This window comes from Empedobacter sp. 225-1 (assembly GCF_030328185.1).
In the GTDB taxonomy this organism is placed as follows: Bacteria; Bacteroidota; Bacteroidia; order Flavobacteriales; family Weeksellaceae; genus Empedobacter; species Empedobacter stercoris.
The window spans coordinates 31,233-45,271 of the sequence record NZ_JACALO010000008.1; the positions used below are offsets into that span (position 1 = coordinate 31,233).

Annotated in this window: 11 protein-coding genes; 7 read left to right on the top strand and 4 right to left on the bottom strand. The window is 31.3% G+C overall.

Annotated elements, in window-relative coordinates; genetic code table 11:
* Positions 1-22: 22 nt before the first annotated feature.
* The 4 genes from HX088_RS03805 (at position 23) to HX088_RS03820 (ending at position 5,882) form a co-directional block, all read left to right on the top strand.
* Positions 23-1,330 carry a dihydrolipoamide acetyltransferase family protein gene (locus HX088_RS03805; RefSeq protein WP_286483482.1) on the top strand — a complete coding sequence of 436 codons (1,308 nt, stop codon included), beginning with the start codon at positions 23-25 and terminating at the stop codon, positions 1,328-1,330.
* 123 nt (positions 1,331-1,453) lie between these two features.
* Positions 1,454-2,629, top strand: coding sequence for a helix-turn-helix domain-containing protein (locus HX088_RS03810; protein ID WP_286483483.1), 1,176 nt, complete (start codon positions 1,454-1,456; stop codon positions 2,627-2,629).
* Positions 2,619-3,698, top strand: coding sequence for a tetratricopeptide repeat protein (locus HX088_RS03815; RefSeq protein ID WP_286483484.1), 1,080 nt, complete (start codon positions 2,619-2,621; stop codon positions 3,696-3,698). The genes HX088_RS03810 and HX088_RS03815 overlap by 11 nt, the downstream gene beginning before the upstream one ends.
* A 150-nt stretch (positions 3,699-3,848) precedes the next feature.
* On the top strand, positions 3,849-5,882 hold the full coding sequence (locus HX088_RS03820) for a T9SS type A sorting domain-containing protein (protein WP_286483485.1): 2,034 nt from the start codon (positions 3,849-3,851) through the stop codon (positions 5,880-5,882).
* Between the two features lie 39 nt (positions 5,883-5,921).
* On the opposite strand, the gene HX088_RS03825 is transcribed toward HX088_RS03820, so the two are convergent.
* Positions 5,922-6,287 (bottom strand): DUF3575 domain-containing protein, encoded by a 366-nt coding sequence (locus HX088_RS03825; protein ID WP_286483486.1) that lies wholly within the window; start codon positions 6,285-6,287, stop codon positions 5,922-5,924.
* A 298-nt stretch (positions 6,288-6,585) separates the two neighbouring features.
* Between HX088_RS03825 and HX088_RS03830 the strand changes: the two genes are divergently transcribed.
* Positions 6,586-7,101, top strand: coding sequence for a hypothetical protein (locus tag HX088_RS03830; protein WP_188319593.1), 516 nt, complete (start codon positions 6,586-6,588; stop codon positions 7,099-7,101).
* Here HX088_RS03830 and HX088_RS03835 read toward each other — a convergent pair.
* Both HX088_RS03835 and HX088_RS03840 read right to left on the bottom strand, forming a co-directional pair.
* Complete coding sequence (locus HX088_RS03835; RefSeq protein WP_284584224.1) at positions 7,073-7,555, bottom strand: hypothetical protein; 483 nt, start codon at positions 7,553-7,555, stop codon at positions 7,073-7,075. The two genes, HX088_RS03830 and HX088_RS03835, sit on opposite strands and share 29 nt — an antisense overlap.
* 126 nt (positions 7,556-7,681) lie before the next feature.
* Positions 7,682-9,199 carry a Do family serine endopeptidase gene (locus HX088_RS03840; protein WP_260541171.1) on the bottom strand — a complete coding sequence of 506 codons (1,518 nt, stop codon included), beginning with the start codon at positions 9,197-9,199 and terminating at the stop codon, positions 7,682-7,684.
* A 163-nt stretch (positions 9,200-9,362) separates the two neighbouring features.
* Here HX088_RS03840 and dapF point away from each other — a divergent pair, with 163 nt between their 5' ends.
* Together dapF and mltG are read left to right on the top strand one after the other, a co-directional pair.
* Positions 9,363-10,139, top strand: a complete 777-nt coding sequence (gene dapF, locus HX088_RS03845; RefSeq protein WP_260541168.1) for a diaminopimelate epimerase — start codon at positions 9,363-9,365, stop codon at positions 10,137-10,139.
* Positions 10,140-10,148: 9 nt separating this feature from the next.
* Positions 10,149-11,171, top strand: coding sequence for an endolytic transglycosylase MltG (mltG, locus tag HX088_RS03850; RefSeq protein ID WP_225538948.1), 1,023 nt, complete (start codon positions 10,149-10,151; stop codon positions 11,169-11,171).
* A 112-nt stretch (positions 11,172-11,283) separates the two neighbouring features.
* Here mltG and HX088_RS03855 read toward each other — a convergent pair whose 3' ends face one another.
* Positions 11,284-13,971 (bottom strand): TonB-dependent receptor, encoded by a 2,688-nt coding sequence (locus tag HX088_RS03855; protein ID WP_286483487.1) that lies wholly within the window; start codon positions 13,969-13,971, stop codon positions 11,284-11,286.
* Positions 13,972-14,039 lie beyond the last annotated feature (68 nt).

Consider the following 14,039-nt stretch of genomic DNA (forward strand, 5'->3'; position numbering starts at 1 on the left):
GTAAGAAGCAAATACACAAAGCATGTCTGACTATAAATTAATTCTACCTTCGATGGGAGAAGGTGTAATGGAAGCTACTGTTACCAATTGGATCAAAAATATTGGTGATGCAATTGCCGAAGATGAATCGGTTGTAGAAATTGCAACTGACAAAGTAGATTCTGATGTTCCTTCACCAGTTGCAGGAGTTTTAAAAGAAATCTTGGTTCCAGTAGATGGAATTGCAAAAGTAGGTGAGCCAATCGCAATTTTATCTGTAGATGGAGTTGTAGAGCAAACCGAAGAAGCAGAAGAAGTTGATACAAACAGTGATCAAGAAATTGCAGATACTGCAAAAACGATCGAAGCTGAAGTTGCAACAATTAAATCTGAAACGATTATTACATCGTCTGATGATAAATTTTATTCACCTTTAGTAAAGTCTATTGCAAAAGAAGAAGGAGTTTCTCAAACAGAATTGGATCAAATTTTAGGTTCAGGAAAAGATGGACGTGTAACGAAAGATGATATTTTAAATTTCGTTAAAAATAGAGGAACTCAATCAGTAAATACTACTGTCACTGCTCAAGTTACTCAGCCTCAGGCACCACAAATACAAGCTGCACCAATTTCTGTTGGTGAAGGTGATGAGATCATCGAAATGGATAGAATGCGTAAGATTATTGCGCAAAATATGCTACAAGCAAAACAAATCGCACCTCATGTAACATCTTTCGTTGAAGTTGATATGACGAATATCGTTTTATGGAGAGATAAAAATAAGAATGAGTTTCAAAAGAAACATGGTGAGAAAATTACGTTCATGCCAATTTTTATCGAAGCTGTAGCAAAAGCTATTCAAGATTTCCCAATGATTAATGTATCTGTAGATGGAGATAAAATCATCAAAAAGAAAAATATTAACATTGGTATGGCAGCTGCTTTACCAAGCGGAAATTTAATTGTACCTGTGATCAAAAATGCAGATCAATTTAATTTAGCAGGATTAGCTTCTCAAGTAAATGATTTAGCAAACCGTGCACGTACGAATAAATTGAAACCAGTCGAAATTCAAGGAGGAACTTATACAATCACCAATATCGGTTCTTTTGGAAATACGTTAGGAACACCAATTATTCCTCAACCACAAGTCGCTATTCTTGCTGTTGGAGCAATTGTGAAGAAACCTGCAGTTATTGAAACTCCACAAGGAGATATGATTGCCATTCGTCACAAAATGTATCTATCCCATGCTTACGATCACCGTGTAGTGGATGGCGCATTAGGCGGTATGTTTGTAAAACGTGTAGCCGAATATCTTGAAGCTTTTGATATGAATACACTTGTATAAATATTCATTTGTTAAAATATCAATTATATATCGTAAAAAACTCTGATAACATCAGAGTTTTTTTATTTTTACAATTAGGTTTAATATATAATGAGGTATAGGTTTCTTTTTTTGATTGTATCGATGTTGTCAGTGTTTGTTTTTTCACAAAATACTGAAGAAAACAATACTTTTTACCAAGAAGCAATTCAACAAATAAAAAAGGATAATGGAAAAAGTATCAAGATTTATGAATATTTAATCAATAATGCAACAAATCCAGAACATAAAATTAATTATCAATTAGATTTAATTAAACTAAAAATCTATGTTTCGAAAGATGTAGAAGCAATTGATATCTTTTTTGCCATTCAAGATGAAATCGAAAGCTTAAAGAATCGAGAAATAGAAGATAAATACAATATTATTGGGGCAGATTTGGCACAATATTTAGGATTTAATCAATATTCTCAAAAACTTCTTAAAAAGGTAAAATCAAAAGATAAAAAGTGGATTGATAGCATTCATCACAAGTTTTTAGATCTACGAACAGATTTAGCTGTGAACTCATTTCCCACTTCTCCTATTCAGTCCGAAATAGATGCTCATACAACTATTGATAGTTTAAACAATACGATTAATGAGGTTGAAAAATTTATCTTTTTAAAGAAACTTAAAAATTATTATCTTAAAAAAAACTCACTCGAAAAATACGCTATATACAATACACAATTAACAAAACTTAATGAGCAATTAAAAGTTGAGAAAAAAGGAACAAAAAATCATCTTGTCAACAAACTATTGGAACAGAATAGAATCCGATTAGCAAAAGAAAATCGAAATATTAAGAACTTATCTTACGTTTTTAGTGCAGTTTTAGTAGGTTTAATTTTATTTGTAATTTTTTATAAAAAGAAGGAGAAAGTTGAAGAAACAATTACGAAACCAAATTTAATTTCGGACAAAGTTGAAAACGAAATATTAATCAAATTAGATCATTTTGAACATAATAAAGGCTATCTAAATCCTCATATTACGATTGTACTTTTGGCTAAAGAACTGGATACAAATGTCAAATATTTATCCTCGATTCTGAACAATAGTAAACAGAAAAGTTTTAATAATTACATCAACGAATTGCGAATTGAATATATTGTGAAATGTCTACAAGAAGACCATAAATTTCGTTTGTACAAAGTGAGTCATCTTGCCACTCTAAGCGGGTTTGCTTCACAAAGTAGTTTCACAACTTTTTTTAAATTGGTGACAGGAACCACTCCATCTGTATTTATCAAAAATTTGACTGACAATGAAGATTAGCATATTCTATATATTTTTTGTTTCTTTTGCTTCTGTTTTATGCGCTCAAAAAGTAGATAGCATTCGAATTGCGTATGATTACGTTTATTTTGATCCTCAAAAAGCGATTGAAATGGCAGATCAAATTATTAAAAATTCAAATGATAAGAACGATCAAATCACAGCACGATTAATCAAGACAAATGCGTATACATCTTTAGATGACAGTTACAATTCGTTGAAATATGCCTTCGAAACATACGATTATATCAAGAAAGAAAAAGATATTTTTAACGAAGCTCGTATTTTAGGTCGATTAGGAGAACTTTTTCAGGGATATGGATTCAATACGCAATCAAGAGAATACCTGGATGAATCAGTCAATTTGATTTCTTCTAATGCCTTTCCATCAGAAAAAAAAGCCATGTATTTTGGAAATATTTATGGTATAAAAGGGAATGGATACAAAGATGATTTGGATTGTGATTTTGCGATTAAATACTATGATAAAGCAATAAAAGCATATAAAAATTCGGAAAGTAATCAGTCTATTTTAAATAATTTAGCGCTTGTTTACATCGAAAAATCCAATTGTTTAATTGATCAACATCAGGTAGATTCTGCTAAAATTTATTTGAATGAAGCAATGGAAGTTGTTCAGAAAAATAATTTAGAAGAATATGACCAATCGGCAAAAATTAGTCTTGCAAGGATTTATCAGTATGAGAAAGATTATCATAAATCAAACTCATTATTGATAAATGTTTTAAATGATATACAATCTTCTCAACCTTTGCAAGTTAGTAGTGAAATATATAAATTATTGGCTCAGAATTCATTTGAATTGAAGGATTTCGAGGCTTATAAAAAGTATGTAGACTTAGGTAATAAAGCGAATTTTACTTTAGAAAAAACCTTTTTAGTAACTCAAGAGAAAAGTTTAAACTATTTATTACATAAAGATGATACTATTATTGCGAGATTATTAAAATTTTGGCTTCCTATTTCATTAATTCTTATTTTATCAGTTTTAATATTTCGGAAAATTTACATCATTAATAGAATTAATAATAAAAATACAATTTCTTAAATAATAAAGGTTAACTATATTTAAATCAATGTTTTGCATTATTTTTATCCGTAATGAATTTAAGTAAACTTCATTTTTATTGTGTTAGAAAGGATTTCTTATTCGGAAAATATTTTTTTCATTTGAAAAAATTAAATAACACATTGAATTATGAAGAAGACTTTTATTCTATTGGCAACAATTTTTGGGTTATGCTCAACTACTTATGCGCAAACAATTTTCGAAAAATCGAATACTACAGTTTTTGAAAGAATAAAGAAGGATAAGAAAGAGACGTTAAAAAGAAATTTTGACTGGACAACTTATAATAGAGGAAAAGATATTAATTCTTTTGGAGAATTTTCTCAAGTTAATAGTTCAGTGAAAAGTAGAGCGACTGAGAAGAATGATATAAAACCTTTTGGAAATATAAATGCGCAACGTTGGGCATATGGAAAAAATGTAGATAATAATGAAACGATTTTGTTTTCTATTGATTCTAAATATGGACCAAATGCAACATTTACATTAAAAACATATACGGATGATTTAAAAGTAGATAAACAATTTACAATTAGTATTCCAGAAACAACAACAAGAGCAGAAGCAATCGCAGATTTTTCAGCAAAAATATTAGACAATAATGATAAATTAATTGTTGGGGTTTATGTGCATTTTACAGATGGAGGACAAGGTCCAGAATCTGTAAAAGATCAAATTTGGTTTGTAAATGAAGCAGGAGAAGTTTTATATAAAGAGGATACTACTTCTGCAGAGTTTTTAACAGATTCGAAAGGAAAACAACAAGCGTATACTTATAAAACGAATGATGATTTTGTAATAATTAAGAAAATTAATTTAACTGATACATCGAAAAATTTAGAATATAAAATTCCATTTAGTCTTGCTAATTTTTATGTAGGAATGCCAATAGTACATAAAAATTTGAATGGAAAAGATTATGTAGTTTTAGCGCGTTATACTGAACAATTAGTTGATAATTCAACATTAGAATTTAATACAAATGCAAAATTTGCTTTAGATTTCATTGATGCAGAAACGTTTGTTTTAGATAAAACATATATTTTACCAGTAATCGGATTTGATGAAGAAAATCCGTACACAATTCCGATGGCTACTTTTGGATTGTTCTATAATACTGATAAATACGATATTTCATCTAATATTTATAATACGGATAGTAAATTAGAGTTTACTTATGGTTCATATATTTATGATTTGATGGCTGATAAAGAGTCGTATAATTATTTTGTTGTGAATGAAGATGGTACTATTTTAAAATCACTTACCGAAGATGTCGTAGCTGGTGGTATAGAAACTGGGATCGAATTAATAGAGATACCAAATCAAAAAGATCAAGTAGCAATGTTAGTTGACCAAAATGGTGAAGGAGGATCTAATGTTAAAATATATAATTTACCAGATTTCGAGTTAGCACAAGATTTTCCAGTATTATATAATGATGATATTTTGTCTCTTAATATGAATAGAATTCCAAGCGATAATTCTTTTAATTATGTAGTTGGTTTAAACGCAGGTGAAATGGATAGAGATAAAGCATTTGGTCTTGTAAAACATTATGATGCGAAAGGTGTAGAAGTGAAAAAAGTCAGATTACCAATTACTCTTGAAACAGAATTATTTGCTCCGTTTTTAAATGCATTAACGTTAAATCCAACTATTGTTAATGATGATGATAAGATAGAATATGTGTATGCTTATCAAGATAGAGAAAACGGTGTTGCAGCGAATACATATGGTATTGCGCAAGATGAGAATAATGTTTTAGCAATGTTCTCAGGAAGAACAGAAAGAGGAAACATAACGACAATAGGTTATGGTATGAATAAAAAAGGAGAATTTGATCGTTTATATGCTTATTATGGAAGCGATTATTCTGCTACATCATTTATAACAGATTTCTATAAATTCCCTTTCGAAAGTTTAGCAGTTAATGATATTCAAAAAAATACACAATCAATAAAATATTTGAGTAACGTAAAAGAAATCCGAGTTGATTATGATTATGCTACATATCAAGTATTTAATATGAGTGGAAACTTAATTTCTTCAGGAAATTCTTCTAAAACAATTTTCACAAACGGATGGAATAAAGGAGTTTATGTCATCAAAACAATAGACAAACAAGGTAAAGCTAATACAGCAAAAATCTTAGTTTTCTAATTCTAATTAACACTAATTATGAAAGGAATCCAACTAATTTTAGTTGGATTTTTTTCGTTTAAATTTATAAGTAAGCATTACACCGCCTTTGTAAAGCATCCACTCCCCACTTTTATTAAATGATTGCGCAGAATCATATCGTCCGAAATTAGGAGAATCTTCTTTATAATTTCCTTGAGAGTGTCCTCCACCAACAAAAACATCTAATCCCCAATGTTCGTTAATTTTTACTTGATAACCTATTGTAGCTCCTGTTAAAATTGCAAAACCACGTTGGTATTTATCGGTGTTCCAATAATTCCATTTTTGAATATCAAAGAAACCAACTCCTATGTTTGGACCTATATAAAATTTACTAAAAGATTTATCAAAGTAATATCTACCTTCACCAAAAACCATATACATTTGTAAATGATTTCCTACAAATGATTTCCAAGGAGAGATAAAACGTCAGCTTGTAAAGTTATTCTATCTGTGATTGCATGTTCTACACCAAGATTTACCATTGCAAGAGGAAGGGTTAGAACATTTGCTTTGAGCTGTGTTTCAGTTTTTTTGAGCAAATAATGTGGCAGGAAATAATATGCAAAAAAGTTTTTTCATCATCAAAATTGAATTCATTAGCTTGCAAAGGTAAAAAAAGTGATTTATTAAGAGGTTAATTCAAGCTTTTTTATAACTTTACTTAACATTAAATAACACTATGGCAGCGTTTATATCAATCTTAATCATTTTTTTAATTTTCGGAATTTTTGTTTCGATATTTTTTGTTATTGCCGTTTCTGATGCAAAAGTTAGAGAAAAGAACGAGTTGCATACGTTGAAAAGCTTACCCGAAGATATAGAACTGAAAGCGGTTGTGCGATATAACATTGGGCGTCCACAAGGGAGATTTCTTAAAATGAAATCCTTTCAAGGAAGTGGGGTGCTATATGTTCAAGGTGAGCAATTAATTTTTAAAGATATTTTAGGAAACGAAGATCATGTATATGATTTAAATACATGTAAATTATCTTGGGTTGAAAACAAAATTAACGGAATTACAAATGCGTTCAAGGTTGCAGATCACGAAGCGATTATATTCTTTTATATCGATAAAGGAGTTTCGATTTTTAGTACGATAGAAGAAAATGCTTCGACATCAGATTTGTATATTCGTCTGAAAGAGTTGCGCAAAAGCATTCGAAATGCTAAAAAAGTTGAGTCGGCAAATGAATAGTTAAGCCGGCTCTAAATCCGCTCATATCTTTAAAATCTTTATTCTCTCTAAACTCAAAAGAATAACCCGCATTTAATTCCACAATACTTAATACAGCAATCCCCGCTTTGGGTGTAATTGTCCACGGAGAAACTTCGGCTCGAATCACATAAAAAGCTGAACTGAAGTTTGAGCTATACGGATCAACTTGGTTGTTGCGAAAATTAAACATATATCCCGCACCAATCTCTGGTATCACACGAAATTTATCTTTCATATACCCCAAATTTGCATTTGCATTAAAGGTCAAAATATTGTTATTGTCTTGGACTAAAAATAAATCTGTTCCAACTTTTCCGTAATTTCCATTCCAATATTCGTAACCAACATTAATTGTAAAATAATCGGTTAAGTTTTGTTGTGCTTTTGCCTGAAAACTACTGATAAAAATAAAGAGTGCGATGAACTTTTTCATGTGATAAAATTAATGAATAATTATTTTATAGGAAGAATATTAATCTTATAAAAAATAAATAGCTACAACAAAATATGTTGTAGCTATTTAGATTGATTTATTAAAATTTAAAATCGACTCGAAATTTTAATCCATCGTAAATCCTTTCGTATAAATACGTCCGTAATAATCTGCAAATTTAATTGAAACGCGTCCTTTATAGTTTTTCAGGATTTTTTCTATGTCTTCTTGCGAACTTACATTTTTTTCATTGATAGAAAGAATAATAAATTCATTCTGAACACCAGCTGCAGCTAATTTCCCTCCTGATTCTAAATCTTTCACCATTACACCATAATTGATTCCAAAATTATCTTTTTGACGTTCTGTTAATGGTTCAAATTGTGCTCCCAAAAGTTCAGTTGGTGTTAAGTCAGCTTTGCTTCTTACTTTTGTACTTCCTTTCGCATCTTTCAACGTAATTGTGTATGTTTTTTGTGCATTTCCACGTTTTACAGTCAATGTTACTTTATCACCAGGGCGTTTGCTACCTACGATAAAAGATAATGTAGAGAAAGATGTAATTGGTTTTCCGTCTACAGCTGTAATGATATCACCTTCTTCAATTCCAGAATCGATTGCAGATCCTTTCGAAACCAATTCAGTAACCATTACACCTTTATCAGTTTTTACATTTTTCTTAAATTCTCTGTTGTATTGTTTTACAGCGTCTTCATTTGATAAATCAAAGCCTTTGATACCTAAATACCCACGCTGAACCATTCCATAAGATTTAATATCCTCCACAACTTTTTTTACCAAGTTTGCAGGAACAGCAAATCCATAACCAGAGTATGCACCTGTTGGCGAAGAAATAGCAGTGTTAATACCAATCAAATCTCCATTTGCATTCACTAAAGCTCCACCAGAGTTACCTGGGTTAATCGCGGCATCTGTTTGAATAAATGACTCGATTGGTGATTCAGAATTTTTACCTAAAATATTAATGCTACGTCCTTTTGCTGATACAATACCAGCGGTAACAGTAGAGGTTAAACCAAACGGATTTCCTACAGCTAATACCCAATCACCAACATTAATAGCATCAGAATCTACAAACTTAGTAAATGGTAAACCTTTCTCTGTAATTTTAAGTAACGCAATATCTGTACTCGGATCTGTACCAACTAATTCTGCTGTATAGCTTTTTTGGTTATTTAGGGTTACTTCAATTTTAGATGCACCCTGAATCACGTGATTATTAGTAACAATATATCCATCTTGCGAAATAATTACACCAGACCCCATTCCAGATGGTTGATCTTGATCAGGTTGTTGTTGCTGTCTTCCTCTTTGTTGTGGTGAAGGTTGTCCAAAAAAGAAATCAAAAGGATCAAAGAATTGCTGTTGTTGTTGCTGTCTTCGATTCGAATAATTTTTAATACTTACAACGGTGTGCACAGCTTTATTAGAAGCTTCTACAAAATTAGGCGCATCGTAGCCGTAATTTCCTTTATAATCAACTAATTCGAAATCTCCATTTTTTTGTTCGTTGGCATTGGTAATAAATGGATTGTTTGTATTATCATTCATCAAATAAAAACCTCCCATAGTTGTCATAGAACTAACTAAACCAACTAATAAGTAGCCTGTATATTTTTTCATTTCTTTTTTATATAAGTTTTTAATGTTTTTGATTAAATCAAATTTAAGACCAAAATTTTAACATTTCAAACCGTTTAACGGTTGTTAACACTATATTATAAATCTTTTATAACATTAGTTAAGAGTGATAAAAATGTATTTACTTTGTTTAAAATTTAAGAAGTTGAAATTAAAATTTTATAAATACCAAGGAGCTGGGAATGATTTTGTCATGATTGATGATAGAGAAAAAACATTTCCTATTTCGACAGAACTGATTAATAGGCTGTGTGACCGTAACTTTGGGATTGGAGCTGATGGATTAATTTTGTTACAGAATGACGATCATTCAGATTTCAAAATGGTGTATTTTAATTCTGATGGAAACGAAAGCACGATGTGTGGAAATGGTGGACGTTGTATTATTCGATTTGCCAATGATTTGAACGTTGCCAATGACAAAATGACATTTAATGCAATCGATGGTTTGCATCATGGTGTAGTAGATCACGATGTTATTCGGATACAGATGATTGATGTGAATGAAGTTGAAGACCACGATGGTTATTTGTTTATGAATACAGGTTCGCCACATCACGTAGAATTTGTAAATAATGTAAAAGACATTAACGTGTACAAAAAAGGAAAATCTATTCGCAATGGAGCTCCTTATTTTGAGCAAGGTTCTAACGTAAATTTTGTAGAAGTCATGCCAGATCATTCGCTGAGAATTAGAACGTACGAGCGAGGTGTAGAAGACGAAACCTTGGCTTGTGGTACTGGAATTACCGCTGCTGCAATTGCTGCTTATGTGAAAAATTTAGTAGACAAAAACGACATCAAAGTAAAGGCAATGGGTGGTGATTTATCGGTGAATTTTGAAGAAAATAATCATAACTTTGTCAATGTTTGGTTGAACGGACCAGCCGTAAAAGTTTTTGAAGGTGAAATTGAAATTTAATTCGATCCTATGAAAAAAATAAATTTTGTATTACTATTATTCTGTTCATTTGTACTGATAGGATGTACATTTATAGATGGTTTCAAGGGAAATGCAACAAAAGATGGTTACATCTATATTTCTCGCGGAGCTAATTTTGATCAAGTCTTAGATTCTTTAAAACCATTTTTAAAGAACGAAAAGTTGTTCAAACAATATGCTGAAGATGCAGATTATCCAGCAACCATTAAATCTGGAAAATATAAAATTTCAAGCACAGATACTAACCGTGATATTATCGATCGTTTGCAAGGTGGAGAACAAGAAGAAGTGAAACTTCGTATCAAAAATGAACCTACAATTTATCATTTGGCAAGTTCTGTTTCGAAGCAAGTTGATATGGATTCGGTTCAAGTTTTAACAGCGATTCGAGATTTTGTAAAAGAGAAAAATGATACCACGTTAAATGACGAAACGGTAAAACAATATTTTATTCCAGAAACGTATTTTGTGTATTGGGGAATTACACCAGAAAAATTTGTAGAAAAAATGGTGGCTCAACATGATAAGGTATGGAACGAAGAGCGTCTTGCAAAAGCAAAAACACTTAAGCTATCACCTTTAGAAGTGACAACTTTGGCTTCAATAGTTCAGTTAGAATCATCTGATAATATGGAAGAACAACAAAAAGTGGCGCGTGCTTATATGAATCGTTTAGCGAAAGATATGCGTTTGGAAGCGGATCCAACTTCTATTTATGCTTACAAAATGGAAAATGGTTGGAACCAAAAAGTACAACGCGTGTACAAAAAATGGACATGGTCGTCGAATGCTTACAATACCTATCGCAACAAAGGTTTGCCTCCTGCGCCCATTTGTTTGCCGAATTTAGGAGCAATAGACGCGGTTTTATCACCAGCTAATCACGATTTTATTTTCTTTGCAGCTGACCCGAAAAAACCAGGTTATCATATTTTTACTGCCGATTATCAAGAACATTTGAAAAATGCAGATGTTTACCGAAAATGGTTAAAAGAGAATAATATTAAATAGTATTTAGCTAAACTTAATTTAGTTATCAACAACAAAATAAGATCAATAGAAAATCCCTCAACAGCTTTAAAATAAGTGTTGAGGGATTTTTAATTCGTTATTATTTGATTTTTTAGAACTTATATCGAAGACTCACGATAAAATATCTGCCCAAAACATTGCGTGTTGTAGTCGATATGTAGTTATCTGTAAAGCCATTTGAAACGATGATATTGTTTCCTAATAGATTTCCACCCGTTAAAGTTAGGTACGTTTTCTTCGCAATTTTATAACGCGCAGAAGCATTCCATTCTTTTGCATCATTTAAACGTTCTCCATTACGGTATTGTAAACGATAGGAAAAATCGGACTGAATTAATAAATTATCCGTCACCGACCAAGCGGCATCTCCATAAGGACGCCAAGTTTCAAATTTTTGTTCGAACAAAGATTTGAAATTACTTAAGCTTAAATTTAATCCAGCTTTTAATTCAAATTTCTTCTTGAATACAAACGAATTTTCTAAATTATACGTCTGATTAAAAGACGTATTATTAACCACTCGTTCTGTATCGTCGATTTTACTTCCTGTGTAAGTGTAATAGTCAGAATAATTTAAATTAGCTGTTCCACGCACATTGTACCATTTAGCAAAACGTTTGTAAATCATAAAATAACCTGAATACGTATCATTGTCATAATCCGAATTCAATAAGGTGTTAATCTGTGTTTGATTTTCTTGATTTAGGACAGAAGTTGTAACGATACTTTTTTCACGTTTCGAATAGGATACATTTCCAAAAATATTGAAAAATGAAAAGGAATTAAAATGATTGAAACTTAACGAAGCGGTATGTGTTAGTGCTTGTCTTAAATCACGATTTCCTTGAAAAATACTGAAGTAACTTTGCAAAACATACGAATCGGTCAAATCTTTTGCATGCGGTAAATCGTAGGCTTGTTTATAATTTGCCGTTATAGAAGTCGCATTGTTAAACTTATAATTCAAGCGTGCGTGTGGTAAAACCTTCGTTTCTTTAAACTTCTCGTTTGTCCCATCTGTGAACTTTGCATTTTCTGAAAAGAAAATCAATCCAGCACCAAGATCAGCTTGAAAATTCCCTATTTTTTTTGTCAATGTTACGTCTCCAAAGGTTTCATTGTAATCAAAATTCGTATCACTTATGGTATTGAATGAAGTGATTAAGTTTTGGTAATCATACAATGAATTTTCAAAACGTTGAAAACTGAAATTTGTTCCAACCTTAAATTTAAGGTTCGCTGTATTGGTTAATAAATGATTATAAACGGTATAAAACTGAAACGTATTGACATTATATCGTTGGTCTTGATTCAAATTATATTGATCGTTAATTTTTGATAAATTCCCAAAAATAGTAAATGGTTGATTCGATGAATACAAGTTGAAATCTGGTGTTTCATTTTGGAATTGATGACGAAGATAAAAACCAATGTTATGATCACGACCAATCTTTTTGATGTACGATAAATTTTGACTTAATCTGAAATTTTCGCGATCTGTAAAGTTATTTCTAAAACCTGTTTTTTGCCCATCAAGAAAATTATCAACCGATTGTTCGTCTTCATTTTTCATGTAGTTAAAGTTCAGGTTATATTTAATCTGTCCTTTATCATTCGGATTATAGTCAAGTTTTATACGAGCCATTCCCATCAACGTATTGTTTTTGTTTCGTTGCTCATCTATGGTTGTATAAGGATTTTCTACCGTATTATAAAAACGTTCTACCGTAGAATTGTACTTGATGTTGTTCGTGTTAACTAATCCAAAACCAGAAACTTTAAGCCTTTTATTAGGCTCTACACCGTAATGTAAAGCGCCGTTATACGTACTCATTTCTGGAGCATCAGATTCTGTAGGAAACGATAAACTTGCATTTCCTCCTCGAATGGACAGTTGACTACCGTCTTCCGTAAAATTAGACATTCCACCAAAAAATGTCATGTAATCATCAAAGTCAAAAACCTTTTTTCCAAACGTATTGAAATCATGGATGGTTGTAGCATCACTTTTTTCAGAGAAATAGAAAATTTTAGCTTGCACATCAGCGTGTTTGTCGGCATCTCCTCCAATTGTAACATTTCCAAAAGCGATACGTTTCATATCTTCTTTTAGTTCGATGTTTAACGCAAATTGTTCGTCATCTTCTTGTAAGGAAGAAGCAAAAGGATTGGATTTAAACTTTGTATCCAACTGAATTTTAGAAACAGCATCAGAAGGTAAATTTTTATTCAATAACTTTTCGTTACCACCCAATACTTCGCGACCGCCAACGGTAACTTGAGACATCGGTTTCCCTTTGTACATCACTTTTCCATTTACGACTTCGATTCCTGGTAATTTTTTTAGAATATCTTCTAACGTTTCTTCGTTTCCAACCTTGAAAGAATCCGCATCAAACTCGATTGTATCACCTTTTACTTTGATGGCTTGCTGCGCCTTTACAATGGTTTCTTGCAAAGAAATTTGATTTCCTTTTTTTAGCTTTAATTTTTTGTTGACGTTTTCTGTTAAGTCAACATTTTCTATGTAAGTCTCAAAACCAGCCTGCTCAATTTCAATATCATATTTTTGACCACAAGGTAATTTGAATTCAAATTCTCCAACATTACTTGTAAAAACAAAGCCTTTGCCTTCGTTATTTTGATCAAAAATAGAAACTGATGCATCGGTAACAGGAATACCATTTTCGTCTGCAACAGAACCTTTTAGTTTACATTCTTGTGCAAATGTAAATTGAGCTGCCCCAACGAGTAAGAGTGGGTAGAGTATTTTCTTCATAGAAATATAGTGTTATTGTATACTAATTTTTGTAGAGGTTTTGAGTAGAATTCAATCAGTTCAACTTA